This window comes from Actinoplanes sp. CA-131856 (assembly GCF_050956135.1).
In the GTDB taxonomy this organism is placed as follows: Bacteria; Actinomycetota; Actinomycetes; order Mycobacteriales; family Micromonosporaceae; genus Actinoplanes.
Genome location: NZ_CP191849.1, coordinates 8,830,992 through 8,857,309, shown reverse-complemented (window position 1 = coordinate 8,857,309; position 26,318 = coordinate 8,830,992). Strand labels below are relative to the sequence as shown.

The 26,318-nt window shown below is 70.8% G+C and carries 21 protein-coding genes; 10 read left to right on the top strand and 11 right to left on the bottom strand.

Translation table 11 applies throughout. The annotated features are described in order from the left end of the window. The first annotated feature begins 3 nt into the window (after nt 1–3). Together ACQP2X_RS40425 and ACQP2X_RS40420 are read left to right on the top strand one after the other, a co-directional pair. A complete protein-coding gene (locus tag ACQP2X_RS40425) occupies nt 4–762 on the top strand; it encodes a hypothetical protein (protein WP_498690949.1) in 759 nt (252 codons plus the stop codon). Beyond that, complete coding sequence (locus ACQP2X_RS40420; RefSeq protein WP_498690948.1) at nt 763–1,260, top strand: mycothiol transferase; 498 nt, start codon at nt 763–765, stop codon at nt 1,258–1,260. A gap of 403 nt (nt 1,261–1,663) precedes the next feature. Here ACQP2X_RS40420 and ACQP2X_RS40415 read toward each other — a convergent pair whose 3' ends face one another. Beyond that, nucleotides 1,664–2,305, bottom strand: a complete 642-nt coding sequence (locus ACQP2X_RS40415; RefSeq protein ID WP_498690947.1) for a class I SAM-dependent methyltransferase — start codon at nt 2,303–2,305, stop codon at nt 1,664–1,666. 120 nt (nt 2,306–2,425) lie between these two features. On the opposite strand from ACQP2X_RS40415, the gene ACQP2X_RS40410 reads away from it, so the two are divergent. After that, nucleotides 2,426–2,995 (top strand): TetR/AcrR family transcriptional regulator, encoded by a 570-nt coding sequence (locus ACQP2X_RS40410; RefSeq protein WP_498690945.1) that lies wholly within the window; start codon nt 2,426–2,428, stop codon nt 2,993–2,995. 21 nt (nt 2,996–3,016) lie between these two features. Here ACQP2X_RS40410 and ACQP2X_RS40405 read toward each other — a convergent pair whose 3' ends face one another. From ACQP2X_RS40405 to ACQP2X_RS40395, 3 genes are read right to left on the bottom strand one after another with little or no spacing between them, the layout of a single operon-like run. Continuing rightward, complete coding sequence (locus tag ACQP2X_RS40405) at nt 3,017–4,474, bottom strand: ATP-binding protein (RefSeq protein ID WP_498690944.1); 1,458 nt, start codon at nt 4,472–4,474, stop codon at nt 3,017–3,019. A 1-nt stretch (nt 4,475) separates the two neighbouring features. Continuing rightward, nucleotides 4,476–6,134: an NAD(P)/FAD-dependent oxidoreductase gene (locus tag ACQP2X_RS40400; protein WP_498690943.1), complete on the bottom strand. Its 1,659-nt coding sequence runs from the start codon at nt 6,132–6,134 to the stop codon at nt 4,476–4,478. 11 nt (nt 6,135–6,145) lie between these two features. After that, on the bottom strand, nt 6,146–7,303 hold the full coding sequence (locus ACQP2X_RS40395) for an NAD(+)/NADH kinase (protein WP_498690941.1): 1,158 nt from the start codon (nt 7,301–7,303) through the stop codon (nt 6,146–6,148). 188 nt (nt 7,304–7,491) lie between these two features. On the opposite strand from ACQP2X_RS40395, the gene ACQP2X_RS40390 reads away from it, so the two are divergent. From ACQP2X_RS40390 to ACQP2X_RS40380, 3 genes are all read left to right on the top strand, one after another. Beyond that, on the top strand, nt 7,492–8,997 hold the full coding sequence (locus ACQP2X_RS40390) for a ricin-type beta-trefoil lectin domain protein (RefSeq protein WP_498690939.1): 1,506 nt from the start codon (nt 7,492–7,494) through the stop codon (nt 8,995–8,997). Between the two features lie 131 nt (nt 8,998–9,128). Continuing rightward, entirely contained in the window at nt 9,129–10,835 is a 1,707-nt protein-coding gene (locus tag ACQP2X_RS40385; protein WP_498690937.1) for a beta-1,3-glucanase family protein, read from the top strand. A gap of 65 nt (nt 10,836–10,900) precedes the next feature. Next, complete coding sequence (locus ACQP2X_RS40380; protein WP_498690936.1) at nt 10,901–11,668, top strand: hypothetical protein; 768 nt, start codon at nt 10,901–10,903, stop codon at nt 11,666–11,668. On the opposite strand, the gene ACQP2X_RS40375 is transcribed toward ACQP2X_RS40380, so the two are convergent. The 3 genes from ACQP2X_RS40375 to ACQP2X_RS40365 all read right to left on the bottom strand — a co-directional run bounded on the left by ACQP2X_RS40375 (nt 11,647) and on the right by ACQP2X_RS40365 (nt 15,857). Continuing rightward, nucleotides 11,647–12,294 (bottom strand): class I SAM-dependent methyltransferase, encoded by a 648-nt coding sequence (locus ACQP2X_RS40375; protein WP_498690935.1) that lies wholly within the window; start codon nt 12,292–12,294, stop codon nt 11,647–11,649. The two genes, ACQP2X_RS40380 and ACQP2X_RS40375, sit on opposite strands and share 22 nt — an antisense overlap. Nucleotides 12,295–12,415: 121 nt before the next feature. Next, nucleotides 12,416–14,551 carry a bifunctional SulP family inorganic anion transporter/carbonic anhydrase gene (locus tag ACQP2X_RS40370; RefSeq protein ID WP_498690934.1) on the bottom strand — a complete coding sequence of 712 codons (2,136 nt, stop codon included), beginning with the start codon at nt 14,549–14,551 and terminating at the stop codon, nt 12,416–12,418. Between the two features lie 229 nt (nt 14,552–14,780). Next, nucleotides 14,781–15,857: an NAD-dependent epimerase/dehydratase family protein gene (locus tag ACQP2X_RS40365; RefSeq protein WP_498690932.1), complete on the bottom strand. Its 1,077-nt coding sequence runs from the start codon at nt 15,855–15,857 to the stop codon at nt 14,781–14,783. 212 nt (nt 15,858–16,069) lie between these two features. Between ACQP2X_RS40365 and ACQP2X_RS40360 the strand changes: the two genes are divergently transcribed. The 3 genes from ACQP2X_RS40360 to ACQP2X_RS40350 are packed head-to-tail and all read left to right on the top strand — an operon-like array spanning nt 16,070 to nt 22,217. Further along, on the top strand, nt 16,070–18,646 hold the full coding sequence (locus ACQP2X_RS40360) for a glutamate--cysteine ligase (protein ID WP_498690931.1): 2,577 nt from the start codon (nt 16,070–16,072) through the stop codon (nt 18,644–18,646). Between the two features lie 17 nt (nt 18,647–18,663). Further along, nucleotides 18,664–20,436: an N-acetylglutaminylglutamine amidotransferase gene (locus ACQP2X_RS40355; protein ID WP_498690930.1), complete on the top strand. Its 1,773-nt coding sequence runs from the start codon at nt 18,664–18,666 to the stop codon at nt 20,434–20,436. 20 nt (nt 20,437–20,456) lie between these two features. Continuing rightward, nucleotides 20,457–22,217, top strand: coding sequence for a S9 family peptidase (locus tag ACQP2X_RS40350; RefSeq protein WP_498690929.1), 1,761 nt, complete (start codon nt 20,457–20,459; stop codon nt 22,215–22,217). A 77-nt stretch (nt 22,218–22,294) separates the two neighbouring features. Here the strand turns inward: ACQP2X_RS40350 and ACQP2X_RS40345 are convergent, their stop codons facing one another. After that, a complete protein-coding gene (locus ACQP2X_RS40345; RefSeq protein WP_498690927.1) occupies nt 22,295–23,332 on the bottom strand; it encodes a M48 family metallopeptidase in 1,038 nt (345 codons plus the stop codon). A gap of 143 nt (nt 23,333–23,475) precedes the next feature. Here ACQP2X_RS40345 and ACQP2X_RS40340 point away from each other — a divergent pair, with 143 nt between their 5' ends. Continuing rightward, nucleotides 23,476–23,730 (top strand): type II toxin-antitoxin system Phd/YefM family antitoxin, encoded by a 255-nt coding sequence (locus ACQP2X_RS40340; RefSeq protein ID WP_498690926.1) that lies wholly within the window; start codon nt 23,476–23,478, stop codon nt 23,728–23,730. A gap of 71 nt (nt 23,731–23,801) precedes the next feature. Here ACQP2X_RS40340 and ACQP2X_RS40335 read toward each other — a convergent pair whose 3' ends face one another. From ACQP2X_RS40335 to ACQP2X_RS40325, 3 genes are read right to left on the bottom strand one after another with little or no spacing between them, the layout of a single operon-like run. Further along, nucleotides 23,802–24,626 (bottom strand): NmrA family NAD(P)-binding protein, encoded by an 825-nt coding sequence (locus tag ACQP2X_RS40335; RefSeq protein ID WP_498690925.1) that lies wholly within the window; start codon nt 24,624–24,626, stop codon nt 23,802–23,804. Between the two features lie 9 nt (nt 24,627–24,635). Continuing rightward, nucleotides 24,636–25,271: a response regulator gene (locus ACQP2X_RS40330; RefSeq protein ID WP_498690924.1), complete on the bottom strand. Its 636-nt coding sequence runs from the start codon at nt 25,269–25,271 to the stop codon at nt 24,636–24,638. Beyond that, complete coding sequence (locus ACQP2X_RS40325) at nt 25,262–26,317, bottom strand: sensor histidine kinase (RefSeq protein WP_498690923.1); 1,056 nt, start codon at nt 26,315–26,317, stop codon at nt 25,262–25,264. Before ACQP2X_RS40325 ends, ACQP2X_RS40330 begins: the two co-directional genes overlap by 10 nt. Nucleotide 26,318 lies beyond the last annotated feature (1 nt).

Below are 26,318 nucleotides of genomic sequence, written 5' to 3'. Positions count from 1 at the left end.
GACATGACCGAGCACGCACCGGGCCACCGGCCCGGCATCGACGTCACCAAGACCATCGCCGGCACCCTGGCCGCGGTCTCCGCGGCCTTCCTGGGATCGTTCCTGGGTGTGGCCGGCACCCTGATCGGGGCCGCCGTGGCCAGCATCGTCGGCTCCGTGGGAACGGAGCTCTACCAGCGCTGGCTCAACCGGGGCACCGAGAAGATCAAGTCGACCTTCGTGACGGCGCCGGCTGCGGTCGGCACGCCCGAGGTCGCCGCCGCGGCCGAGGAGAGCCCCTCGGGCCCGCCCCCGAAGATCCGCTGGCAGCGGGTGGCCCTGATCGCGGGCGCGTTCTTCGTGCTGGCGATCGGATCGCTGACCGCCTTCGAGGTGATCGCCGGCCGGAGCGCCGCCGACGTGGTGCAGAACAAGGCCAGTTCGAGCTCGACCATCGGCATCCCGCTCCGGTCCAGCCACTCCGACAAGTCTGACAAGTCGGATAAGGCGCCGGCGCCTACGGTGTCGTCGTCGCCCTCCGAGTCGCCGGATCAGAAGGACCAGGAGTCGCCGGCGCCGGAGCAGTCGGAGACGGTCACGCCCACCGAGTCGCCGGCGCCGGCCGACGAGTCCACGGAGGAGCCCACGGACACCCCGACGACCGACGCGCCCACGACCGAGGCGCCGGCCCCCGCTGACGAGCAGCCCCAGGACGGGGAGACTCAGCAGGACGGTCAGGCCCCGCAGCAGCAGGGCGACACCTCCACCTCACAGGGAGAGTAGATGGACGCCAAGGACATCCTCACCGAGGCTTTCGGGCGCCTGCCCGAGCTCGTGCACACGGCGGTCGACGGCCTCACCCCCGAGCAGCTGCGCCATCGCCCGGCCGGGGAGGCCAACTCGATCGGCTGGCTGATCTGGCACCTCACCCGCGTCCAGGACGACCACGTGGCCGAGGTGATGGGCGCCGACCAGATCTACGCCACGGGCGACTGGGCCCCGCGCTTCGGCCTCAAGGACGCGGAGGACACGGGCTACGGCCACGACGCGGCGCAGGTGGCCGCGGTGGCGCCGGAGAGCGTACAGACCTTGGTGGACTACTACACGGCGGTGCACGAGCGGACGATCGGCTATCTCGCCGGCCTCTCCGAGGCCGACCTCGATCGGGTGGTCGACGAGCGCTGGGACCCTCCGGTGACTTTGGGCGTACGCCTGGTGAGCGTCTACGACGACGACGCCCAGCACGCGGGCCAGGCCGCCTACGTCCGCGGCCTCCTCTGACGCTGACCCTCACCGCCGGCCGAGTTCCTCTGGCGCTGGCCCTCACCGCCGGCTGGCCCGGCTCGATCGGCGGCCGGGTTCCTCTGACGCTGACCCTCACCGCTAGCTGACCCGGCTCGATCGGCGGCCGGGCTCCGCTGGTGGGCTCGGCTTGGCCGTCGGGTTCGGCTCGGGCTGGTGGGTGCGGTGCGGCCTGGTGGGCGCGGCCCGGCCCTGTGGGCGCCGCCTGGTCGGCACGGCTTGGGCTGGTGGGTGCGGTGCGGCCTGGTGGGCACGGCCCGGCCCTGTGGGCGCGGCCCGGTCAGCACGGCTTGGGCTGGAGGGCGCGGTGCGGCCCGGTGGGCCCGGTGGGCGCGGCCGGGTGGGCGCGGCCCGGTGCGGGCTGGTGGGTGCGGCTCGGCCGTCAGATGCCGATCGGGGCCAGCTGGCGGCAGCGGCGCCGGGCCGGGGGCGCGGAGCGGACGATCGGGGCGAGCGCCGGGCGGCGGCAGTAGTAGACGAGGGCCGGTGGCAGGTTGGCCCACACGGTGCGGCCGAGCAGGACCTCGTCGAACCAGCTGTCGAGCGCGCCCCGCAGGCGGCGGGCCGGGGCCGCCCAGCGCAGGTGGACGTAGGCGAACGTGGTGAACGCGCCGCCGGGCGCGAGGGCCTGGACGGCGGAGGCCAGGATGTCGCGCTGGCGGTCGGGGGCGAAGGCGGCCCACGGCAGCCCGCTGACGATCACGTCGGCGCCGGCCAGGCCCCGCTCGGCCAGCAGGTCGGGCAGGGCGGCGGCGTCGGCCGTGATCACCTCGACCTGAGGGTGGCGGGCGGCCAGCTGCTCGGCCAGGCGCGGGTTGATCTCGATGGCCAGGTGCCGCCCCCGGCCGCCCAGGCGGCGCTGGATCGCCTCGGTGAACGGCCCGGTGCCGGGGCCGAGCTCCACCACGACCGGGTCGCCCGTGCTGGGGATCGGCGCGACGGCCAGTTCGGAGAGGGCGGCCCCGCTCGGCGCGACGGCGCCGACTTCCCACGGGCGACGGAGAAATTCCGACAGCAAAGACATCGCAACCTGCCTGCTAGGGTAAGTGGAGGATTACTCCACCTAAGATATGGAGGATTCCTCCGATTCGCAAGATTGCCTGAGAGCCGTCTCAGCCAGCGCCGGGCGGGGAAGGGGGCGGGAGTGACGCAGGAGAAGCCGATGCGGGCGGATGCTCGCCGCAAGCGGGAGGCGATCATCGCGGCCGCTGTCGAGGTCTTTGGGGAGCGCGGGGTCGAGATCGCGCTGGATGAGGTGGCCCGGCGCGCGAATGTCGGTATCGCCACGCTCTATCGGCACTTCCCGACCCGGGAAGCGCTGATCACGGGGGCCTATCTGCACGAGATCGGGCGACTGTGTGCCGGTGCCGACGAGCTGCTGGCCGCCATGCCGGCCGATGAGGCGCTGAAGGCCTGGATGAGGCGGTTCATCGGTAACACGCAAGGGAAGCCGGGCATCGCGCTGGCGCTCAAAGCCGTCGTCAAGGCCACCGACGCCGAAGGGCTCGCCGCCTCGCACGATGAGGTCTACGCCGCCCTGCAGAAGTTTCTCGACGCCGGCTATCGGGACGGGATCTTCGCCTCCCGGGTCGAGGCGGCCGTGCTCGCCGGCGCCCTCAGCGGCATCAGCCTCGCCAACGACGCGGCCGGCCGGGAGGCGCAGGCCGCCGCGATCATCGATCTGACCGTCAACGGCCTGCGCTATCCAAGCTGATAAATCCGGGCTGAGGACGAGCTAGGCCGAGGCCGGCTCGTTCAGCGGCAGCCGCACCTTGAACTTCGTGTCGCCCGGCTTCGAGTCGAGCTTGATGTCGCCGCCGTGGCCGTTCACCACGATGCGGTACGAGATGTCCAGGCCCAGGCCCGTGCCCTCACCCACCGGCTTCGTGGTGAAGAACGGCTCGAAGACCCGCTTCTTCAGCTCGTCGGGCACACCGGGACCGGTGTCGCCGACCGAGACGATCACGTGGTCGTCCTCGCGGAAGGTCGTGATCGTCAGGGTGCCGGCGCCGTTCATGGCCTGCACCGCGTTGTCGATCAGGTTGGTCCAGACCTGGTTCAGCTCGGCCGGGTGGGCCGGGATCTGCGGGAGCGAGCGGTCGTAGTCCTTCACGACCTTCACCCCCGTGCCGATCTTGTGGGTCAGCATGACCAGGGTGCTGTCGATGCCCGTGTGCACGTCGATCCACTGGTGGGCGGCCCGGTCCATCTGCGAGTACTGCTTGGCCGAGGCCACCAGCGACGACACCCGGCTCGTGGCGTCCTCGATGTCGGTCATCAGCTGCTCGGTCTCGAGCGCGTACCCGATCCAGTGGATGGCCTGGTCGAGCAGCTCGGGGGAGCCGACCCGGGCCTCCATGTCGTTGAGGCAGTCGAGGTCGAGGCCGCCCTGGGCGAAGACCGCGGCCAGGTCCCAGCCGCCGGTCACGTTGCGCTCGTCCATCCACTCGCCGAGCTCGTCCTCACGGTCGGCGACCTGCATGGCGGTCAGCGCGGGCGCCTTCGCCGCCTTCTCGATCACGTCCTCCTGGAGCTCGACCAGCTCGACCAGGCGGTCCGGCGGCACCTTGCCGGCGGCCAGCATGCCCAGCTTGTGGCGCATGCCGGCGACCCGCTGGCGCAGGGCGGCGGTGGCCCGGGAGGCGGCCGCGGCCGGGTTGTTCAGCTCGTGCATGAGGCCGGCCGAGAGCGCCCCGAGCGCGGTCAGCCGCTGCCGCTCGCTGATCGCCGCCTGGGAGCTCTGCATGCCCAGGGTCAGGCCTTCGAGCAGGTGTACGGCCATCGGGAACCACTCGCGCATGATGTGCCCGAAGTCTTCGGCGCTCATCACGAAGAAGTCGGAGTCGTCGAGCGCGCGGATGCTCGACGGGTAACGGCGCGGGATGCCGTCGTCGCGGAGGTAGGCGTTGGTGGCGCCCATGTAGACGCCGCGTTGCTCGGTGCGGTTGACCCGCACGTCGTCTTGGCCGACCTGGCGGGTCATGGCGATGGTGCCGCTGAGCAGCACCAGGAACTTCTCGGCGGGATCGCCCTCCTGGATGACCGTGCCGCCCGCGCGCATGTGCATGGTGCAGCCGTGGTCGGAGATCCACTGCAGCTGCTCGTCGGTCAGTTTCTCGAACAGGAAGAGGGTGCGGAGCTCGGCCGGCGAGAGGGCGCCGGGATCGCAGGGCACGAGAACGGGGTCGGTCATCTCACTGCGCCTCCAGGTAGCGATGGACCAGCGTGACGGCCATCGCGCCCTCGCCGACCGCCGAGGCCACCCGTTTCACGGAGTTGGCCCGGACGTCGCCGGCGGCGAAGATGCCGGGAACACTGCACTCCAGGTAGAACGGATCGCGGTCCCGATCCCATCCCTTCGGACGGGACCCATTTGAGAGCAGGTCGGGCCCGGTGTAGACGAAGCCCTTCTCGTCACGGGCGACGGCCGTGCCGAGCCAGTCGGTGCGGGGCTCGGCGCCGATGAAGACGAACAGGTAGCCGCACTCGACGGTGGTGCTCAGGCCCTCTTTGCTGTCGCAGATCGTGATGGCCTGGAGGTGGCCGTTGCCCTGGGCCCCGATCACCTCGCAGCGGGTGCGCACCCGGATGTTCTCGACCTGGTTGAGCTGCTGGATCAGGTAGTACGACATCGACGCCTCGAGCGAGTCGCCCCGGACCAGCAGGGTGACCGTCTTGGCGTACCGGGAGAAGAAGAGCGCGGCCTGCCCGGCCGAGTTGGCCCCGCCCACGATGTAGACGTCGGTGCCGGCGCAGGACGGTCCCTCGGTCGAGGCCGAGCCGTAGTAGACGCCGGAGCCGGTGAAGTCGGCGATGCCCTCGGCCACCAGCGGGCGATAGGCGACGCCGGTGGCGAGCACTATCGAGTGGGCCGACACCTCGCCGCCGTCGGCGAAGGTCAGCGTGCGGGCCGAGCCGTCGGCGCGCAGGCCCGTGACCTCGCGGGTGTTGAGCACCTCGGCCTCGAACTTGCCGGCCTGCCGGCGGGCCCGGTCGGTGAGCTGGGCGCCCGAGATTCCGTCGGGGAAACCCAGGTAGTTCTCGATGCGGGAGCTCTGACCGGCCTGACCGCCGACGGCCTGGCGCTCGACCATCAGGGTCCGCAGGCCCTCGGAGGCGCCGTAGACCGCGGCGCCGAGCCCGGCCGGGCCGCCGCCCACGATGATCAGGTCGTAGAAGTCGCGGTTGGGCGCGGTCGACAGGCCGGCCGCCTCGGCCACCTCGGTGGTGCTGGGCTGGGCCAGGGCCCGGCCGTCGGCGGTCACCACGAGCGGGATGGCCTCGGGGCCGACCCCGGCCGCCTCGAGCAGGCGGCGGCCCTCGGCCTCGTCGGCGCCGTACCACTTGTAGGGCACCAGGTTGCGGGCCAGGAAGTCGCGGATCTGGTACGACGGCTCGCTCCAGCGGTGGCCGACGACCCGGATGTCCTCGATCTCGCGGTCGCCGGTGGCCTGCCACGCGTCAAGCAGGGCGTCGATCACCGGATAGAGCTTCTCCTCCGGCGGGTCCCACGGCTTGAGCAGGTAGTGGTCGACGTCGACGACGTTGATGGCCGAGATGGCGGCGTCCGTGTCGGCGTACGCGGTCAGCAGGGCCCTTCGGGCGTTCGGGAACAGGTCCATGGCCTGCTCCAGGAACTCGATGCCGTTCATCTGCGGCATCCGGTAGTCGGCGAGGATCACGGCGACCCGGCCGCCGCGCAGCTTGAGCTCCTTGAGCGCGTCGAGGGCGTCGGCGGCCGACGAGGCGCGCAGGATCCGGTACTGGTCGCCGTAGCGGCGGCGCAGGTCGCGGGCGATGGCCCGGGACACCGAAGGGTCGTCGTCGACGGTGAGGATCGTGGGATGGCCCATGAGTCGGTACCTCAGCTCTGGCTAAGCAGGTCGGCGTATTCGGGGTGGCGGTCCAGATATCCGATGACGAAGGGGCAGGAGACGACCACCGGGGTGGCGCGGCCGCGGGCGTCCTCCAGCGCGGCCGAGGCGAGCCGGCTGGCCAGCCCGCGGCCGGAGAACGTCTGCTCGATCTCGGTGTGCATCAGCTCGATCTTGTCGCCGTGGCGGCGGTAGTTGAGCACGCCGGCCACCTCGCCGCCGAGCAGCACCTCGTAGCGCTGGCGCTCGAAGCTGTCGACCACGACGGCGTCGGCCGAGTCGGGCACGCCGACCTGGGCGCTGCCCTCGACCCGCAGCTTGCGCCGGGCCCGCTCGTAGAACGAGGTGCCGCCGAGGCGGATGACGTTGGCCGCGGTCGGCACGGGCTCGATGGCCAGCCGGTCGTCGGGCCGGGCGTAGCCCTCGATGATGCCGTCGACCTCGATGGCCAGGCGGCCGCTGGTGGCCAGCACGTCGAGCTCGAGCCGCTCGGTGAGGGCGAGCATCAGCGGGCGGTTGAACGAGGAGTGCGCGGCGGCGGCGGTGACGATCAGTCCCTCGACGTTGGGGGAGACGATCGGGCCACCGGCCGAGAAGCTGTAGGCCGTGGAGCCGGTCGGTGTGGAGACGATGACGGCGTCGGCCTGGTAGTTGACGAAGTTCTTGCCCTCGACCGAGATGCCGATCGCGGCCAGGCCGTCGCCGGGCACCCGGACCATGGCGATGTCGTTGAAGGCCGACACGGCCTTGCCGTCGGGCAGCACCGTGCGCACCGCGGTGCGCGACTCGATGGTGAACCGGTGCTCGTCGATGGCGGAGAGCGCCTCGGGCAGATCGGGCAGGTCGACCTCGGCCAGGAAGCCGAGCCGGCCCACGTTCACCCCCAGCACGGGCGTCTTGCGCCCCTCGACCAGCCGCATGGTGCGCAGCATCGTGCCGTCGCCGCCCAGGCTGACCAGCAGGCCGGCCCGCTCGACCATCTCCTCGGGGCTGACCGCCTCGGCCTGGCAGTCGATCCGGTCGATCTCCTCGTGCAGCCCCAGCACCTGGACGTCCCGCCGCTGCGCCCATCGCGTGATCGCGTCGATCGCGGAGCCGCAGTCGCGCCGCGGGTGCAGCACCAGGCCGACCACCTTGACCATGCCCATTTGCCCGTACACCCCGTCTGCTGCGAACGACTCCTGAAGAACACAGCCTTGCACGACCGGGGCGGAGTCGGCGAGAGGAGGCGACGGAGGCCACGTGGTTCATACGGGCAGGTTTCTTCATTGTTTCTTGACAGCGTTGTCAGGCATAGACAGCCTCCGATCTATCCCCATGTGAAAGGAAGCCCGCTATGCGCAAACGCTGGCTCGCTGTCGCCGCCTCGGCGATCACTCTGCTCACCCCCGTACCAGCTCAGGCCGCGCCCGCCGCCGACCCGAACCTCCCGCCGGACATGGTGGCCGCGATGAAGCGGGACCTGAAGCTCGACGACGCGCAGATCGCCGTCCGGCTGCGCACGGAAGCCGCGGCGCCGGTCGTCCAGCGCCGGCTCGAGACCCGGCTCGGCTCCGCCTTCGCGGGCGCCTGGATCCCCTCCGGGGCAACCCGTCTGACGGTCGCGGTGACCGATTCTTCCGCTTTTTCGGCCGTACGGGCGGAGGGGGCGACCCCGGCGCTCGTGTCCCGTAGCGCCGCTGACCTGGCCAAATCGCGTGACGCCCTGAATCGGCACGCGCCGGCGGCCCGGGCCTCGTCGGTGCGGGGCTGGTACGTCGACACGACTGCGAACCGGGTGGTCGTGATGGCCGCGCCCGGAGCCGCTGAGTCCGCCGCCGCTTTCGCCCGCGATGCCGGCGCCGGCGCGGTGAGCGTGGTCTCCGCCGAACAGCCGAAACCCCTCTACGACACCCGCGGCGGCGACCAGTACGTGATCAACGGCAACACCCTCTGCTCGGTCGGCTTCGCCGTGGCTGGTGGCTTCGTCAGCGCCGGCCACTGCGGCGGCACGGGCAGCCCGACCCTCGGATACAACAACGTCGCCCAGGGCACCTTCGCCGGCTCGTCCTTCCCGGGCAACGACTACGCCTGGATCCGGACGAACGGGAACTGGACCTCGCAGCCGTGGGTGAACAACTACGCGGGCGGCAACGTGACCGTGGCCGGCTCGCAGGAGGCGGCCATCGGCAGCTCGGTGTGCCGCTCCGGGCGTACCACCGGCTGGCGTTGCGGCACGATCCTCGGCCGCAACGAGACGATCGTCTACTCCCAGGGTGCGGTCTCCGGTCTGGCCCGGAGCAACGCCTGCGCGGAACCGGGCGACTCCGGCGGCTCGTGGATCTCGGGCAACCAGGCCCAGGGCGTGACGTCGGGCGGAACGGGCAACTGCTCCAGCGGCGGCACGATGTGGTTCCAGCCGGTCAACGAGATCCTCTCGGTGTACGGGTTGTCGCTGACCACGACCGGCGGCGGGGGCTCGGGGTCCTCGCTGATCAGCAGCCTCAACAACAAGTGCATCGACGTGCCCAACTCGAACTTCTCGGACGGCGTGCCGGTGCAGATGTGGGGCTGCAACGGCACCGGCGCCCAGAAGTGGAACTTCGTGAACGGCACTCTCCAGACGTCGAACAACAAGTGCCTCGACGTGGCATGGGGCTCGACTGCCAACGGCGCGGTCATCCAGATCGCCAACTGCAGCGGCAACGCGGCGCAGCAGTTCGTCCTGTCGGCCGCCGGTGACCTGGTCAATCCGCAGGCCAACAAGTGTGTGGACATCGACGCCTGGAACGCCAACGACGGCGCCCGGCTGATCCTCTGGGACTGCACGGGCGGCGCCAACCAGAAGTGGCGTCGCGGGTAACCGCCTCGCGAAAAAAGGGCAGAAGACCCTTAAAGGAACCATAAAGATCTTGGGCGTACGGGCGGATCGCCGCACCGCTTCCCAGGATGGGGACCGTCCCCATCCCCGCTACACCGGAGGCAAGTCCGACGATGCGCCGCACGAGAACGTTGATCCTGACCACCGTCGCCGTGGTGGCGGCCACGGCGACGGCCTGGTTCGCCCTGCCCGCCTCGGCGGCCGCTCCCACGGCCGCCGTGAGGACGGTGTCCGACTGGGGCACCGGATGGCAGAGCGAGGTGACGATCAGCAACACGGGCGCGTCCGCCATGTCCTCGTGGAAGGTCGAGTTCGACCTGCCGGCCGGCGCCACGATCGGCAGCTTCTGGGACGCCGACATGACGGCGTCGGGCAGCCACCGCACCTTCACGAACCGCTCCTGGAACGGCGCGGTGCCGGTCGACGCGAAAGTGACGTTCGGCTTCGTCGGCGCGGGCGGCAAGCCGGTCAACTGCAAGTTGAACGGTCAGCCGTGCGGGACCGCCTCGGGCGACGCTGCCCCCGGCGGCACCGCTCCCGGCGACACCGCTCCCGGCGGCACAGTCCCCGGCGGCACAGTCCCCGGCGGCACCCCACCCACCTCGACCTCTACCGCCGCGCCCTCCGCGCCCTCCGCCACCCCCGCTCCGTCGACAAATCCGACAAATCAGGAATCGGCGGGCGGTGGTGAGGCGACGAGCGGGGCGACGTCGGCTGTACCCCCGGCGAGCAACCTCCTCCCGGTGACGGTCAGCAACAGGACCGGGCGCGCCGACTCGGTGTTCCTCTACGTGCTCGGCGTGAACCTGACGACCGGCAAGCTCGGCTACGTGAACAGCGCCGGCACGTTCACCGCCTGGACCGGGGGCGGCGCCGTTCCGGTCCCCGCGCCGGACGTCGCCATCGCCGGACCCGGCAACGGCGCCAGCACCACGATCAAGGTCCCGAAGAACCTGTCGGGCCGGCTCTACATGTCGTTCGGGCGGAAGCTCGACTTCCGGCTCACCACCGACGGCCTGGTCCAGCCGGCGCCGTGGGCGGGCGGCGACCCCAACAAGGACATCCTGTTCGACTGGAGCGAGTTCACCCTCAACGACTCCGGCCTGTGGCTCAACAGCTCGCAGGTCGACATGTTCGCCGTCCCGCACATCGTCAGCGTCACCGGCGGCACCGGTGTCACCTCGCAGACGGGCGAGCTCAAGAGCGGCGGCCGTCAGAAGGTCATCGACGCGGTCAAGGCGTCCGCCGACTTCGCCAAGAGCGTCGTCACCCGCGCCGACGGCACCGTCCTGCGCGTTCTCGCGCCCGGCAAGGCCGCCGACGCCGGCCTGATGAGTCCCACCTATCTGGACTCCTTCATCTCGGGTGCCTGGTCGGCGTACACCTCGAAGAATTTGACCGTCGTGCCTTTCACGGACCAGCCGTCGGTGCGCTTCACCGGCCGGACCAGCGGCGACGTCATGAACTTCACCGACACCACGGGCAAGACGGTCGCCTCGTTCACCAAGCCCTCGACGGCCAACGTGTGGGGTTGCGACGGCGCCCTGGCCGCGCCGAACGACCAGGTCGTGGGCCCGATCGCCCGCACCCTGTGCGCGGCGCTGACCCGCACCACGCTGGGCCGGCTCGACACCCAGCCGAGCGGCACGGCGGCCGACTTCTACCAGGGCAACCCGGCCAACCTGTACGCCAAGGTGATCCACGAGAACATGGTGGACGGCAAGGCGTACGCGTTCGCCTTCGACGATGTGCAGAACCAGGAGTCCCTGGTCCACGACGGCGACCCGCGCCAGGCCGGCATCACCCTCACCCCGTTCTGAGACGTGCGTCACTGAATTAGGTACAGTCACCGTCCTACTCGGTAGTAACCAAGGACGGGACGCGCATGGACGACAAGCAAGCGCCGCCGGTTGAGCCGCGGTGGTCGCGGTGGCAGACCGGTGCTTTCGAGGCCGGTCGCCGGGCCGCCGCCTCACCGCCGGCTCAGGCGGCGGCGCGCGCGTGGGCCAGCCCGCCCCGCTGGGTCATCCCGGTGTCGGCCGTCGCCGTCGTCCTGGTCGCGGTCGTCGCGGGCTGGCAGGTCCTCGGTGGTCCAGGTGGCGGGGACGCTCTCCCCGCCACCTGGACCGGTCCGTCGGCCTCCGCCTCGGCCTCCCCGGCCGGCCCGCGCCCCAGCGCCGCCCCGGTGAAGCGCGCCGACGACCTGGCCCTGGTCTGCGAGGGCCTGTACTACCCGAAGTCCCCCCGCTACACCGGCCGCGCGCCCCACCAGATCAGCGTCGGGGTGACCGACACCCTGACCGGCGGTCCTCATCGGATCAGGGCGGCGCTGGACGTGCCGTACGGCCTCAGCAAGCCCCTCCGCGACGCCTGGCTGCCCAGCGATCCCACGAAGTCCCAGTTGGTCGCCTGCCTGAGCCTGACGAAGAACGGCACCCTGATCAGGAAGTGCGACACCCACGAGCTGGCCCGGGGCGTTTACAACCTTTCCCTGTACGAGGTGGCGACCGGCCGCCGTCTTCTCCAGAAACAGCTGTTCGGCGACGCCGCCACCTGCCCCAACGTCGTCCCCGTGGGCACCGGCCCGACCATCCCCAGCGCCGTCTCCGACAAGGTCCTCTACCAGCAGCTTCAGAAGTTCGTCCAGCCGTAGACGATGGACCGGCCGGCCGTCACCCGTGCGGTCAGCCGCCATTGCGGGATGGCCTCGAGCTCCCCGGGTTGCCAGTACCGTTTGATCACCTCGAAGCGCCGGCCGTCGTTGAGGACCCGTTGCTGCTTGTCATCGGGCAGGCGCCGGGTGTGGTAGCTGTCGATCACGAAGACCCGTCCGCCTGGCCGCAGCGCCGCCGAGACCTGCCGCTGAAAACCGGCCAACCGGTCGGCGGGCACGTGGGAGAGCCAGTAGCTGAAGAAGACCACGTCGAAGGCGGCGGCCGGTGGCTCCCACGAGAAGATGTCGGCGGTCACGTACCGCACGTTCCCGGCCTGCACCGAGGCTTCGTTGATCGCCAGCGTCTCCGGGGCCGCGTCCACCGCTGTCACCTGCTGGGCGTGCCGGGCCAGCCGCCGTGTCCACCAGCCGGTGCCGGCCGCCAGTTCGAGGACGTTCCCGGCCGGGCCGAAAGCGTCCAGTGCCCGCTCCACCTCGGCGACGTCGGCGAACCAGCGAGCCTCGTCCGTGGGGGATTTCGCATATTGCCCTCGGGCCTGCCACCACTCGTCGTACTCGGGGGCGCGCTGACGGTAGTACTCACGCTGTTCGTCCAGGCTGTCCATGGCGCTGAGGCTATGACCGGGGCCGTGGTGACCACCGCCGATTTTCGGCCCGGTCGTGCCCGCCTCCTCCGCCGACGCTCGGGAGCGTCCGGTGGAGGAAGCGGGCCTGCCCTGCCGGTGGTCAGCTCGCGGCGGCGACCGGCACGGGTGGCGGAAGCGGGACGCGGGTCCGGCCGGACTCGTCGACCGTGTACATCCGGGCCTCGGCCAAGTCGAAGTACAGGCCGGTCAGGGTGAGGCGGCCGGCGGCCTCGGCCTCGCGGACCACCGGGTACGTGCGCAGGTTGGCCAGCTGCTGGGCGAGGTTCGCGGTGACGCAACCCTCCTCGTCGTCGCAGTCGGTGAAGTCGACGCCGGACTGGTCCAGCCAGCGGCCCAAGGCCTGGTCGGGAGCGAAGCCGCCGGTCATCAAGGCGCGGACGGCGCCGCAACCGGAGTGGCCGCAGACGGTGATCGTGCTGACGTTCAGCACTCCCACCGCGAACTCGATGGCGGCGCCGACCGACGAGTCGCCCTGATCATGCGGCGGGACGATGTTCCCGACGTTGCGGACACAGAAAAGATCGCCCGGGCCGCTGGTGGTGATCAGGTTGGGGACCAGGCGGGAGTCGGCGCAGGTGATGAAGAGCTGTTCGGGCGTCTGGCCGTCGCGGGCCAGATCGGCCAGCTGCGGGCGCACCAGCGGGGCCACGCTGCGCTCGAACTCCTGGATGCCGGCGGCCATGGCGTCACGCTTCTGACGGTCGAGGTCCTGCCATTGCGTCCACGACCCGAAGCGCCGCGGTGTGGTCTTGCCGTCGCCCAGGCGGCCGCTCGTGGCCCGGTGGAACCAACCGTCGTGGGTTTCTCTGACACTGACGGTTCCGCCCGCTTTCTCGTACGCCTCGCGCCAGTCCTCGATGATCTGGAAGGCGCCGTGGTCGAGGTAGTCGAGATGGAGCTCGACGGCGACCGACCGGCCGGCCGGGATGGCGGCCAGGGCCCGCGCGACCCGGCCCGAGCCGACGAAGGCCAGCGTGCCGGTCATGGTCACGACCGACTCGTTGGGGCCGGGACTGGCCACGCGGATGTCGCAGCGGGCGACCCGCCACAGCATGACCAGCACGGCGGCGGCCAGGCCGAGCGCCACCCCGGTGAGCAGGTCGGTGGCGACCACGCCGGCGGCGGTGATGAGATAGGTCGGCAGCTCGCGGTGGCGTATATAGGTCTTGATCTGAGCCAGACTGATCAACCGCAGGCCGACCACGACCAGCACCGCGGCCAGGGCGGCCATCGGGATCATCTCGAGCATGCCGGCGGCGAGCAGCACGCAGAGCGCGACCCACACGCCGTGCAGGACGGCCGAGGCGCGGGTGCGGGCGCCGGCGCCGACGTTCGTGGAGCTGCGGACGATGACGCCGGTGATCGGCAGGCCGCCGAGCAGGCCGGAGGCGGTGTTGCCGGCGCCCTGGGCGACCAGTTCGCGGTTGAGGTCGGCCCGCGGGCCGTCGTGCATGCGGTCGACGGCGACGGCCGAGAGCAGGGACTCGACGCTGGCGACGAGGGCGATGGTGAGCACGGCCAGGGCGATCTCGCCGAGGCCGGCGTCGGGCCAGCGGGGGAAGACCAGCTCGGACAGCGGGCGGTCGGGCAGGTCGACCCGCTGCACGTCGGCCCCGATGAGGGCGGCCACCACGGTGGTGACGACGACGGCGACCAGGGCGGCCGGCAGCAGCGAGGTGCGGACCAGGCGCGGCCAGAGCAGCAGCAGCCCGATGGTGAGCAGGCCGAGCAGCACCGAGGCGCCGTGTATGCCGGCGATCTGGGCCGGCAGCTCCCGCAGGTTGTGCCAGGCGTCGCTCTGTGGCGCCCCGCCGAGCACGACGTGGATCTGGCTGAGCGCGATGACCAGGCCGATCCCGGCGAGCATGCCGTGCACCACGGCCGGTGAGAGGGCGAGGGCGGCGCGTCCGAGACGGGCCAGACCCAGCAGGATCTGTACGCCTCCGGCCAGCGCCACGATGGCGGCGGTGGCAGCGAACCCGAAGTTCGCGATGGTGCCCGCGACGATCACGGTGAGTCCCGCGGCGGGCCCGCTGACCTGCAGCGGAGCCCCGCCGAAGGCCCCCACGACAACCCCGCCCACGACAGCGGCCACCAGGCCGGCGAGCAGGGGTGCCCCGGAGGCCGCGGCGATACCCAGGGACAGCGGAATCGCGATCAGAAAGACCACGATCGACGCCGGCACGTCATGACGGATTACCTTCAAGACGGACATGCCGGAAATGTACCGACCGTCGGTTAACCAACCGTTACGGCACGAGCACCCCCAGGTAAGCCACAGGAACTTGCCCGGGAGCGCTCAGCCGCATGAGTTATCCACAGCGCACGCCGTCGTCCACAGGCCGCCCGCAGGATCTCGCGTTTTCCGTCAGACTGGAGCTGGACGGGGGCCCCCAAGGGAGGGCGGGGTCTGCGGTGTCTGCGGTGTCTGCGAGGTCTGCGGGTCAGGCCGTGGGCTTCCAGACGTCCTGGTTCGCCTCGTACATCTCGCGCAGGATGGCCGGGACGTCGTAGGTGAGCTTCCAGTCCGGGTAGTGCTGCTCGAACCGGGCCGTGCTGCTGATCCACCACTGGTGGTCGCCGGTGCGGGCCTGGCCGACGTAGTCGGTCTTCGCTTCGAGGCCGGTGATCTCGGAGGCGATCTGGAACGCCTCGATGTGGCTGCAGTTCGAGAAGCGGCCGCCGCCCATGTTGTAGACCTCGGCCACCCGCGGGGCCTTGTGGAACGCCTCGAACGCCGTCACCAGGTCGTGCGAGTGGATGGCGTCGCGGACCATCTTCCCCTTGTAGCCGTAGATGTGGTACGTCCGCTGCTCCATCACGCAGCGCATCACGTACGCCAGGAAGCCGTGCAGCTCGGCCGCCGAGTGGCCGGGGCCGGTGAGCGTGCCGCCACGGAAGATGGCCGTCGGCATGTCGAAGTAGCGGCCGTACTCCTGGACCATCACGTCGGCCGCGACCTTGGATGCTCCGAAGACCGAGTGCAGCGTCTGGTCGATCGACATCTCCTCGGTGATGCCCTCGTGGAACGTGTGGTCCTGGGGCAGCTCGTAGCGGGAGTCGAGCTCGACCAGCGGCAGGCGGTTGGGCGTGTCGCCGTACACCTTGTTGGTCGACGTGAAGATGAACGGCGCCGTCGGTGCGTGCTTGCGGAGCGCCTCGAGCATGTTCAGGGTGCCGCCCGCGTTGACGTCGAAGTCGGTGAACGGCTCCTTAGCTGCCCAGTCGTGGCTGGGCTGCGCGGCGGCGTGGATGACCAGGCCGATGCTCTTGCCGTAGCGGGCCAGCAGGGCGTCGATGCCGTCCCGGTCGCGGATGTCGATGTTGTGGTGCGTGTAGCGCTCGCCCACCTCTTTGACCAGGCGGTCGAGGTTCCACCGGGTGGAGCCGTCGGTGCCGAAGAAGTACTGCCGCATGTCGTTGTCGATGCCGACGACGTCCATGCCGAGGCCCGCGAAGTGGCGTACGGACTCGGAGCCGATCAGGCCGGCGGAGCCGGTCACCACGACGACATTGCTCATCAAAACCTCCCGGTGTGAGAACGGGGCCGAGGTTACAGGGTGTGTGCATCACCTGAGGGCACCGCCCGGGGAAAAGCCTTCAGCCCGATCAAGGGTGGCGGTGGGGTGGTTGGAAGGGATGTTCGGCGCGAGCTGGAAATGGGCACGGAACAGGATCGGCACATGTGATGGCGAGGCTCGGGGTCAAGTCGGGCTAGGAACAAGGCGGTCTCATGACAGAATCTCTGAGCGTCACGGCGAGCGAGGCACACCGCTCCGAGGAGCTCAACCTCGGTGTCGAGGAGGAGCTGCACGTCGTCGACCTGGTCACCCGGGAGCTGGTGCCGCGGGCGCAGGAGGTGCTCGACCAGCTCGACCCGGCGAAGTTCTCGGCCGAGCTGCACCGTTCGGTGGTCGAGACGAACACCCCGGTCAGCGACACTCTGGACGATCTGCGCGACGGCATCGCGGGCCGCCGGCGCGAGGCGATCACGGTGGCCGAGTCGCTCGGGCTGGGGCTGGTCGCGGCGGGCACGGTGCCGCTGGTCGACCTGGAGTCACTGCCCGTGACGCCGACGTCGCGCTACCGGCGGATGCTGGACGACTACCAGCTTCTGGCCCGGGAGCAGCTGATCTGCGGGGCCCAGGTGCACGTGGGCGTCCCGGACCGGGACGAGGCGGTCGCCGTGGCTCAGCGGGTCACCTCGGCGCTGCCCACGCTGCTCGCGTTGTCGACCAGTTCGCCGTACTGGATGGGTGAGGACTCGGGGTACGCCAGCGTGCGCTCGCTGGTGTGGCTGCGCTGGCCCACGGCCGGTGACCCGGGGGTGCTGAACTCGGCCGCCGAGCACGACCAGCTCGTGGCCGACCTGATCGCCTCGGGCACCATCACCGACCCCAAGATGGTCTATTTCGACGTGCGCCCGTCGGCGCACGTGCCGACCGTGGAGCTGCGCGTCACCGACTCCAGCCCGGACGTGGACACGGTCGTGCTGCTGGCCGGGCTGTTCCGGGCGCTGGTGCTGCGCGCCCGGGAGGAGTACCGGGCTGGCCACCCGGTGAAACGAGTACAGCCTCCGCTGCACCGGGCCGCGATGTGGCGGGCCGCCCGTTCCGGTCTGGAGGGCGACCTGCTCGACCTGCGCCGCGGGCCGGAGCCGGTGCCGGCCGCGCTGGCCGTGGAGCAACTGGTCGGCGAGCTGCGGCCCGAGCTGGAGCAGCTGGGCGACTGGGAGCAGGTCTTCGACCTGTCGGTGCGGGCGCTCAGCCGGGGCAGCTCGGCCGCACGCCAGCGCCGGGCCATGACGCGGCGCGGCCGGATCTCCGATGTGGTCGATCTGCTCGTGGCCGACACGCGGGGCGGGGCCACCGGCATCGGGCCGGAGGGCCAGTCGGTTCCGGCCGGGCTCTTCCCGTACGCCCGTACGGGCGATGAGGCTTTCGCCGACGGTGAGCCCACGCAGGCGTACGCCGGGGTGGTCAATGTCCTGAAAGCTCTCGGCTCGGCCGGTCTGCGGCGGCGCGAGGACGCGCGCGACGACGAGCAGCGCCAGCGGGGCATCACGTTCAGCGTCGCCGGCGAGGCGGCGACCCGGCTGTTCCCGTTCGACCTCGTGCCGCGGATCGTGCCGGCCGAGGACTGGGGCCCGCTGCGCGGTGGGCTCGTCCAGCGGGTGCGTGCTCTCGATCTTTTCATTCAGGATGTGTACGGCGATCGGGAAGTGGTCCGCGACGGTGTCGTTCCCGAGTGGGTGATCGACGGGTCGCCGGAGCTGCGGCCCAGCGGCGCCCTGGTCGCCCACGCGGGGGTCCGGGCCCAGGTGGCCGGCGTCGACCTGGTGCGCAACCAGAGCGGCGAGTGGTGCGTCCTCGAGGACAACCTGCGGGTGCCGTCGGGCATCGCGTACGCCATGCAGAACCGCCGCCTCACCCACAGCGTTCTGCCGGAGCTGCCCGAACCGCCCGGCCTGATCTCGGTGGAGGACACGCCGGCGCTGCTCAAGCGGGCGCTGATCGAGTCGGCCCGCCCGGCCGCGGGCGACGATCCCCAGATCGTCGTGCTGAGTCAGGGACCGGACGACTCGGCCTGGTTCGAGCACCGGATGCTGGCCGAGGAGATGGGCGTGCCGGTGGTGCGCAGCACCGAGCTGTTCGTGGACGAGGGCATCGTCTACCGGATGCGCGACGGCAAGCGGCGCCGGGTCGACGTCATCTATCTGCGGATGGGCGAGGACAGCCTGGTCCACTCGCCGGGCGCGGACGGCATGCCGCTCGGCCCGAGCCTGATCACGGCGCTGCACGCGGACACCGTGGTGCTGGCCAACGCGCTCGGCAACGGCATCGGCGACGACAAGGCCGTGTACGCCTACGTGCCCAAGCTGATCGAGTACTACCTGGGGGAGAAGCCGCTGCTAGCCGACGTGCCGACCTATCTGTGCGGCATCCCGGAGCAGCGGGCCGAGGTCCTCGACCGGCTCGACCAGCTGGTCTGCAAGCCGGTGGACGGCTACGGCGGCGACCGGATCGTGATCGGTCCCCATGCGACGGCGGAGGACCTTTCGGCCGTACGCCGGCAGATCCGCACCGCGCCGCACCGATGGGTGGCCCAGGAGGTCGTGCAGCTCTCGACGCACCCGGTCTTCGACGGCCATCAGCTCGCGCCGCGCCACGTGGACCTGCGCGCCTTCATCTTCACCGGCCGTGAGTCGGTGGTCGCTCCGGCCGCCCTGACCCGGGTGGCCCCGGCCGGAAGCATGATCGTCAACTCGTCGCGCGGCGGCGGCTCCAAGGACACGTGGCTGCTCAGCTAACGACAGGGGAGGAATTTATGTGTGGGATCGCCGGTGAACTCCGGTACGACAGCCGGGCGGCGGAGGTCGAGGCCGTCCGGCGGATGTTGCCGTGCCTGGAATCGCGCGGTCCGGACGGCGAAGGGCTGTGGGCCCGGGGGCCGGTCGCTCTCGGTCATCGCCGTCTGAAGATCATCGACCTGTCCGAGGCCGGTGGGCAGCCGATGACCGACGAGGAGCTCGGCCTGACCCTGGTCTTCAACGGTTGCATCTACAACTACCGCTCGTTGAAAGAAGAGCTGCGGGGGTACGGCTACAAGTTCTTCTCCACCTCGGACACCGAGGTGATCATCAAGGCGTACCACCGCTGGGGCGCCGACTGCGTGACGCGCTTCCTCGGCATGTTCGCCTTCGCGATCGTCGAGCACGACTCGGGCACGGTGATGCTGGCCCGTGACCGGCTCGGGATCAAGCCGCTCTATCTGGCCGAGACGCCGGGCCGGGTGCGCTTCGCCTCGACGCTGCCGGCGCTGCTGGCCGCGGGCGACGTCGACAAGTCGATCGACAAGGTCGCGCTCCAGCACTACATGACGTTCCATTCCGTCGTGCCGGCCCCCAGGACCATCATTTCGGGGGTACGGAAACTCCCGCCGGCCACGGTGCGGATCATCCGCGCCGACGGGTCGTCGACCGACCGCGTGTACTGGGAGGCGTCGCACACGCGGCGCCCGGACATCGCCGACGCCGACTGGCCGGAGCTGATCCACGAGAAGCTCAAGGTGGCGGTCGAGCGCCGGATGGTGGCCGACGTGCCGGTCGGCGTGCTGCTGTCGGGCGGCATCGACTCCAGCTACATCGTGGCGCTGCTGGCCGAGCAGGGTCAGCGCGGCCTCACCACGTTCAGCATCGGCTTCGAGGCGGCCGGCGGCGAGACCGGCGACGAGTTCGCGTACTCCGACATCATCGCCAAGCAGTTCGACACCGAGCACCACCAGATCCGGATCGGCCGGGAACGCTTCCTGCCCGCCGTCGACCGGACGGTGGCGGCCATGGCCGAGCCGATGGTGAGCCACGACTGTGTCGCGTTCAACCTGCTCAGCGAGGATGTGTCGAAGTCGGTCAAGGTCGTACAATCGGGGCAGGGCGCGGACGAGATCCTGGCCGGCTACAGCTGGTATCCGCCACTCGCGGACGTGCCCTACGACCAGGCCGTGGACGCTTACGCGAGGGAGTTCTTCGACCGGCCGTACAGCCGCCTGGCCCAGCAGTTGAACCCGGATTGGCTGGTCGGCACTGATGTGAGCCGCGAGTTCGTGGCGGCGAGCTTCGGCCGGCCCGGCGCCGAGACCGCCGTCGACGCGGCGTTGCGGCTCGACTCCCAGGTGATGCTGGTCGACGATCCGGTCAAACGGGTCGACAACATGACTATGGCGTGGGGGCTGGAGGCACGCGTACCGTTCCTGGACCACGAGTTGGTCGAGCTGGCCGCGGCCTGCCCGCCCGCTCTGAAGTTGGCGCACGGTGGCAAGGGAGTACTGAAAGAGGCGGCCCGCGGGGTCGTGCCCGACGAGGTGATCGACCGGACCAAGGGATATTTCCCGGTACCAGGCATCCGGCACCTCGAGGGAGCGATGCTCGACAAGGTACGTGAAGCGCTCACGGCGCGAGCAGCCCGGGAACGGGGGCTGTTCCGGCAGGAGTACGTCGACCACCTGCTGGCCGATCCGAACACCCCGCGCACCACACTCGGTGCCAACCAGCTGTGGCAGCTCGCACTGCTGGAGATGTGGTTGCAGGACAAGGGAATCTAGCCATTCGAGGGAGGAACCGTATGACCGGTCAGCTCAACCGTGTCGACGTCACTGTGCTGCCCGTTGGGTTCTCCCCTCTCACGAAACCGTTCCCGTCGGAGGTTTCCGGCAGCTGGTCACCCACACTGTCGCCGGACGGGCGGCACTGCGCGTACGTCTCCGACCGCGGCGGCCGCCCGCAGGTGTGGGTGCAGCCGGTCGGCAGCGACCTGGCGTTCCTCGTCGACACGGGCGAGGCGCCGGTCGCGGCGGTCGCCTGGTCGACCGGCGGCGGCTGGCTGGCCTGCTCGGTCGCGCCCGGCGGCGCACCCCGGCACGAGGTGTGGCTGGTCCGGCCCGACGGCTCGCAGCTGCACCAGGTCGCCGGCTTCGGCGCGGACACGGCCGACAACATGCGCTGGCTGCCGGGGCGGTCGTTGCTGGCGCTGACCGAGAACCTGACGACGGCCCTGCTGATCGACCCGGTCACCGGCGACCGGACGGTCGTCGGCACGGGCGAGCTGATCTCGTTGCTCGACGTCGCGGCCGGCCGCGCGCTGCTGCGGGTGGGTCCGCGCGGCAGCCGGCACGTCGCGGTCCGCGACCTGGACACCGGCGTCGACTCGTACGTGACGGCGGGGGAGCAGGCGGTCTTCGGGCCGGACGGCACGACGATCTACGCGCGCAGCGAGACCGGCGAGTTCCCGGTGCTGATCCGGGTCGTCGACGGTGCGGTCGAGGTCGTCGCCACCTCTGCGAACGCCGAGGCGGAGTCCTTCACGATCACCGCCGATGGACTCCGGGCGGCGGTCCTGTGGAACGTGCGAGGTGGCGAGTCTGAGGTCTCCCTCGTTGATTTGTCGGAAATATCCTGGCGACGGTTGGCTCCGCTCCCCGGCTCGGTCGTCAGCGGGCTCGCGTGGAGTCATGATGGCTCGGCGCTCGCGTTCACGGCCGAAGGACCTGGGCAACCGCACGGGGTGTGGGTTTCGCGAGACGACGGCCTCGTCCCCGTCTCGGCCGAGACGGCCGCGCCCGACGCGGTCCGGCCGACGCTGGAGACCTTCCCGGCCCACGACGGGCTCACCCTCACCGGCTGGCTGTTCCGCCCGGCCGGCCCGGGGCCGCACCCGACAGTCCTGTGGTTCCACGGCGGTCCCGAAGCCCAGGAGCGGCCCGGACACGGGCCGCTCTTCCAGTCGCTGGTGGCGCGGGGCATCGCGGTGTTCGCCCCCAACGTGCGAGGCTCGTCCGGTTTCGGGCGCGCCTTCGTCAACGCCGACAACCTCGCGCTCCGCCACGACGCGATCGAGGACGTCCGCACGTGCGCGACCCACCTGCTCGAAACGGGCATCGCCTCGCGGCTGGGGATCATGGGGAGGTCGTACGGCGGCTATCTGACCCTGGCCGCGCTGGTGACGTTCCCGGATCTCTTCGAGGCGGGCATCGACGTGTGCGGCATGTCGAACTTCGCCACGTTCTACGAGCACACCGAGCCGTGGATCGCGGCGGCCGCGGTCTCCAAATACGGCGACCCGGTGGCCGACCGCGACCTGCTGGCCGACCTGTCGCCGATCACCCGGATCGACCGGCTGCGGACCCCGCTGATGGTCGTGCACGGCGAGAACGACAGCAACGTCCCCCTCATCGAGGCGGAGCAGGTCGTCGCGGCGCTGGCGGCCCGGGGCGTACCCCACAAGTTCCTGCTCTTCCCGGACGAGGGCCACGAGCTGCTGCACCGCTCGTCACGAGCCGACTACCTGCGCGAGACAGTCGACTGGCTGACCACATATCTGGCGTGACCGGGCTTTTTGCTGTGACCGGGCTTTTGCTGTGACCGGGTGGCGCGGCCTCGATTCCGCGCCACCCGGACGTTTTGTCAGTTGTCGCTTCCCCGCGCCCAGCCCCGGGCGCCGCGGGCGGCGGAACCGACCAGGTCGGCGGCGCCGTTGGCGGCCTTGCGGGCGAAGGTGACCAGCGGGTCGCTGGAGTCACGGAAGTTGTCGCGGTAGCTGGCCGCGGCCGCTTTGACGTCGGCCGTGACCGAGGCGTCCCGGTCGTCGTCGCGGCGCGGATAGTCGCCGCCCAGAACCCGGCCGTAGTCGCCCGAGTCGACCCACTTCTGCAGCTCGGCGGCCCGGGCCACCGGCACCGGCTCGGCGCTGAACGCCGTCATGCCGATCTTGTGGATGCTGTCCCGCAGGTCGCCGCCCCCTTCGTACTCGGCCGCCTGGGCCAGGAAGGCCGCGGTGTCGATCTGGGAGAGGTCACCGCCGCCGGCCTGCTTCATGAACAGGCGCAGCGAAGCGGACGGATCCTGCGCCGCGAGCAGCCCGGCCCGGTCGGCCGACAGCTCGGCCTTACGCCACCACTCGTACATGGCCGCGATGATCGCCCGCAGGGCGATGGCCCCGACCGGCAGCCAGCTCACGCTGGTCACCCACCGGGTCAGCACGGTCATGATCGTCTGGTAGACCGCGTGCCCGCTGCGCACGTGCCCGATCTCGCGCCCGAGCAGGGTACGGAGCTCGTCGTCGTCGAGCTTCTCCACGGCCGCCGTGCTGATCACGACGAACGGCCGGTCCATGCCGATCGCCTTGCTGGTGATGATCGGCGACTGACTGACGTACACCTCGGGAAGCTCTTCGACGTCGAGCGACGCCGCCGCCTCCGCGAAGAGCGCGTGCACCCGCGGATATTGCCCCTGCCCGACGCGGATCGCCCCGGCCAGGTACGACAGGCGGAACCCCCGCTCGTTCCACATGCCGAACAGCCCGCGCACCACGTCGTCGAACCCGCGAAGCTCCCGCAGGGCGGTCAGAGCCCCCCGATCGGCCGGATGCTCCCAGGCCCGCGAACTGATCCCCGTCAGCACCACCCGGCTCCGGCTGGGCAGATTGTCATCCTCGATAGTCATCGCGACCCTCTCTCTCCGTGATCGTGTTCGAGAGTCCCGCACGGCCACCGCCCCGCACATCCGCTCAGAGCCGGAAACCTCCCCACCCCTCTACGACTTTCGGCCGAGGCCCCGTGTCCGGTACAAAACTCCTGGGAGGCTCCATGACCGCCGCAATCAGCGCCAGTGAGGCACGCAGAACCCTGCTCCCCTTGATCGAGCGGGTCAACGCAGACCACACCCCTATCGAGATCGTCTCCATGCGTGGCAACGCCGTCCTGGTCAGCAAGGAGGATTGGGACGCGATGGTGGAGACCAACTACCTGCTCCGATCGCCGGCGAATGCCAAGTGGCTGGCGGAGAGCGTCGAGCAATGGCGGGCCGGTCGAACAACAGAGCGAGCCGAGTCTGACGAGTGAAACTCAGCTCGACCGAGGCTGGGACGGCTATCTCTGCTGGCAGACCCAGGACCGCAAGACACTCAAGCGCATCAACTTGCTGATCGCTGGGCGAGCAGGGTGGCCAGGGAAGTCGCGGGGTGGCCGGTCAAGGTGGGGATGTCCGTGGTGACCTCGGCCAGCTCGCCGGCGGCGATGGCGGTGTACGTGCTCACCCATGCGTCGAGCTGCCAGTCGGGGGCGTTGTAGGGGCGCCTCGACTCGTACGCCTCCTCCAGGGTCTCGTTGTGGAAGCGGGCCGGGTGGCCGGCGGCGGTCAGGGCGGCGGCGGCCTCGGTCATGGTCAGGGATTCGGGGCCGGTCAAGGTGTACGTGTGGCCGGCGTGGCCGGTGGGGTCGTTCAGGATGGCCGCCGCGGCGTCGGCGATGTCGTCCTGGGCCACGAAGGCGGCCCGGCCGTCGGCGGCGGGGCCGCGGATGACGCCGTCGTCGCCGACCATGAACGGGAGGAAGTCGGCGTAGAGGCTGTCGCGCAGGAACGTGAAGGGCAGGCCGCTTTCGCGGATGTGCTCCTCGGTCGCCCAATGGTCACGGGCCAGGGTGAATCTGGCGGCCGGTGAGGCTCCGGCGAACGAGATGTAGACCAGGTGGCTGATGCCGGCCGCGGCCGCCGCGTCGACGAAGGTGATGTGCTCGGCGACCCGGCCGGGGGTCTCGGCGGCCGACACCATCAGGACCGTGCCGGCGCCGGTCAGCGCGCGCCGGACGGCCTCGCCGTCGTCGTAGGTGGCGACCGCGGCCTCGTGGCCGGCCGGAGCTCGGGAGGCGTCCCGCACCAGCAGGCGCAGGGGAGTGTTGGTCAAGCGCCGCACGACTCGGCCGCCGAGGCGGCCGGTTGCTCCCGTCACCACGATCATGGGGTCAGCCTACGAGTCCAGGTAGCGCAGGATGGCCAGGACCCGGCGGTTGTAGTCGGACGCGGCGGCCAGGTCGAGCTTGTCGAAGATGGCGTTCACGTGCTTCTCGACCGCGCTCAGCGACACGAACAGACGCTCGGCCACGGCCACGTTCGTACAGCCCGCCGCCATCAGGCGCAGGACGTCGTTCTCGCGCGGGGTGAGGCGGGTCAGACCGGAAGACCCGGACATGAGCTGCCGTACGACCTCGGGGTCGAGCGCGGTCGAGCCGGCCGCGACCCGGTCGAGGGCGTCCAGGAAATCCTCGACCTGGGCCACCCGGTCCTTCAGCACGTAGCCGACACCGTCGGAACGGTCGGCCAGCAACTGCGAGGCGTAGCGCTTCTCGACGTACTGGGAGAGGACCAGCACCCCGGTCGCCGGCCAGCGCCGGCGGATCTCCAGGGCCGCGCGCAGTCCGTCGTCGGTGTTGGTGGGCGGCATGCGGACGTCGGTGACCACGACGTCCGGCCTGGCCTCGTCGACGGCCGCCACCAGTTCGCCGGCGGAAGCCACCGCGGCCACCACGTCGTGGCCCTCGTCGGCCAGGAGACGGACCAGGCCCTCGCGCAGGAGCGTCGAATCCTCGGCGAGCACTATGCGCATGGCAGCGCGACCCGGATGGTGGTGCCGCCGCCGGGCGGGCTGTCGAGCTCGAAACGGCCGTCCAGCGCGGCCACCCGGTCGGCCAGGCCGCGCAGGCCGGAGCCGTCGAGCGAGGCGCCGCCCACGCCGTCGTCGGCGATCACCATCTCCACCCCCGGGGTCAGCCGCACGGTGATCACCGTAGCGGCGGCGTGCTTGGCCGTGTTCGTGATGGCCTCGCACGCCACGAAGTAGAGGACGGTCTCGATCGGGCGCGGCGGGCGTTCGGGCAGGTCGTACGTGACACGGACGGGCACCGGGGAGCGCTGGGCGACCATGGTCAGCACGTCGTCGAGGGTGCCGTGCTCCAGAGCGGACGGATAGACCCGCCACGCCACCTCGCGCAGCTCGTCGATGGCCCGTTGCGCGTCGTCGTGGGCCTGCGCGAGCAGCTCGGCGGCGCGCTCGGGGGAGCGGCGGGCCCGGCCCAGCAGCATGCCGAGCGCGACCAGCCGCTGCTGAAGGCCGTCGTGCAGGTCACGCTCGATGCGGCGGCGCTCGGCGTCGACCGCCTCGATCACACCGGCCCGGCTGACCGTCAGCTCGGTGATGCGCTGCTCCAGCTCCTCCCGGGTGCCCGGGGCCAGCAGCGTGCGCAGCAGCCACCGGTCGAGCGCCACCGTGCTGGCCATCGCCTGCAGGTCGAGCAGGAGCAGCGCCGAGCCGAACAGCATCTGCTCCAGCAGCCCCAGAAACGACATCTCGCCGGTGGCGACCGCGCGCACCACGATGCCGGCCAGCACCACGCCGACCACCAGCATGCCGACGGTCAGCACACCGAGGAAGGCCGGCAGCAGCCGCGCCGCGAGAAACCGGAAGGCGTGCCGCGCGTCGAAGCGGACGGGCTCCAGGCCGAGACGGCGACGGTCAAATTCGGCGAGCCTTCTGGCGTACGTCTGAAGAGCCGGCCGAAAGCCCGAAGCCACCGCCACCACGAGGAACAGCGCCCCGACGATCCCGCTCAGCGCGCCGAGGGCGACGGTGCGGAGCAGTCGGACGAGGGCCACC

Coding starts and splice junctions, on each gene's coding strand:
- ACQP2X_RS40425 (WP_498690949.1), top strand. CDS start 4: ATGACCGAGCACGCACCGGGCCACCGGCCCGGCATCGACGTCACCAAG.
- ACQP2X_RS40420 (WP_498690948.1), top strand. CDS start 763: ATGGACGCCAAGGACATCCTCACCGAGGCTTTCGGGCGCCTGCCCGAG.
- ACQP2X_RS40415 (WP_498690947.1), bottom strand. CDS start 2,305: ATGTCTTTGCTGTCGGAATTTCTCCGTCGCCCGTGGGAAGTCGGCGCC.
- ACQP2X_RS40405 (WP_498690944.1), bottom strand. CDS start 4,474: ATGACCGACCCCGTTCTCGTGCCCTGCGATCCCGGCGCCCTCTCGCCG.
- ACQP2X_RS40400 (WP_498690943.1), bottom strand. CDS start 6,134: ATGGGCCATCCCACGATCCTCACCGTCGACGACGACCCTTCGGTGTCC.
- ACQP2X_RS40395 (WP_498690941.1), bottom strand. CDS start 7,303: ATGGGCATGGTCAAGGTGGTCGGCCTGGTGCTGCACCCGCGGCGCGAC.
- ACQP2X_RS40390 (WP_498690939.1), top strand. CDS start 7,492: ATGCGCAAACGCTGGCTCGCTGTCGCCGCCTCGGCGATCACTCTGCTC.
- ACQP2X_RS40385 (WP_498690937.1), top strand. CDS start 9,129: ATGCGCCGCACGAGAACGTTGATCCTGACCACCGTCGCCGTGGTGGCG.
- ACQP2X_RS40380 (WP_498690936.1), top strand. CDS start 10,901: ATGGACGACAAGCAAGCGCCGCCGGTTGAGCCGCGGTGGTCGCGGTGG.
- ACQP2X_RS40375 (WP_498690935.1), bottom strand. CDS start 12,294: ATGGACAGCCTGGACGAACAGCGTGAGTACTACCGTCAGCGCGCCCCC.
- ACQP2X_RS40370 (WP_498690934.1), bottom strand. CDS start 14,551: ATGTCCGTCTTGAAGGTAATCCGTCATGACGTGCCGGCGTCGATCGTG.
- ACQP2X_RS40365 (WP_498690932.1), bottom strand. CDS start 15,857: ATGAGCAATGTCGTCGTGGTGACCGGCTCCGCCGGCCTGATCGGCTCC.
- ACQP2X_RS40360 (WP_498690931.1), top strand. CDS start 16,070: ATGACAGAATCTCTGAGCGTCACGGCGAGCGAGGCACACCGCTCCGAG.
- ACQP2X_RS40355 (WP_498690930.1), top strand. CDS start 18,664: ATGTGTGGGATCGCCGGTGAACTCCGGTACGACAGCCGGGCGGCGGAG.
- ACQP2X_RS40350 (WP_498690929.1), top strand. CDS start 20,457: ATGACCGGTCAGCTCAACCGTGTCGACGTCACTGTGCTGCCCGTTGGG.
- ACQP2X_RS40345 (WP_498690927.1), bottom strand. CDS start 23,332: ATGACTATCGAGGATGACAATCTGCCCAGCCGGAGCCGGGTGGTGCTG.
- ACQP2X_RS40340 (WP_498690926.1), top strand. CDS start 23,476: ATGACCGCCGCAATCAGCGCCAGTGAGGCACGCAGAACCCTGCTCCCC.
- ACQP2X_RS40335 (WP_498690925.1), bottom strand. CDS start 24,626: ATGATCGTGGTGACGGGAGCAACCGGCCGCCTCGGCGGCCGAGTCGTG.
- ACQP2X_RS40330 (WP_498690924.1), bottom strand. CDS start 25,271: ATGCGCATAGTGCTCGCCGAGGATTCGACGCTCCTGCGCGAGGGCCTG.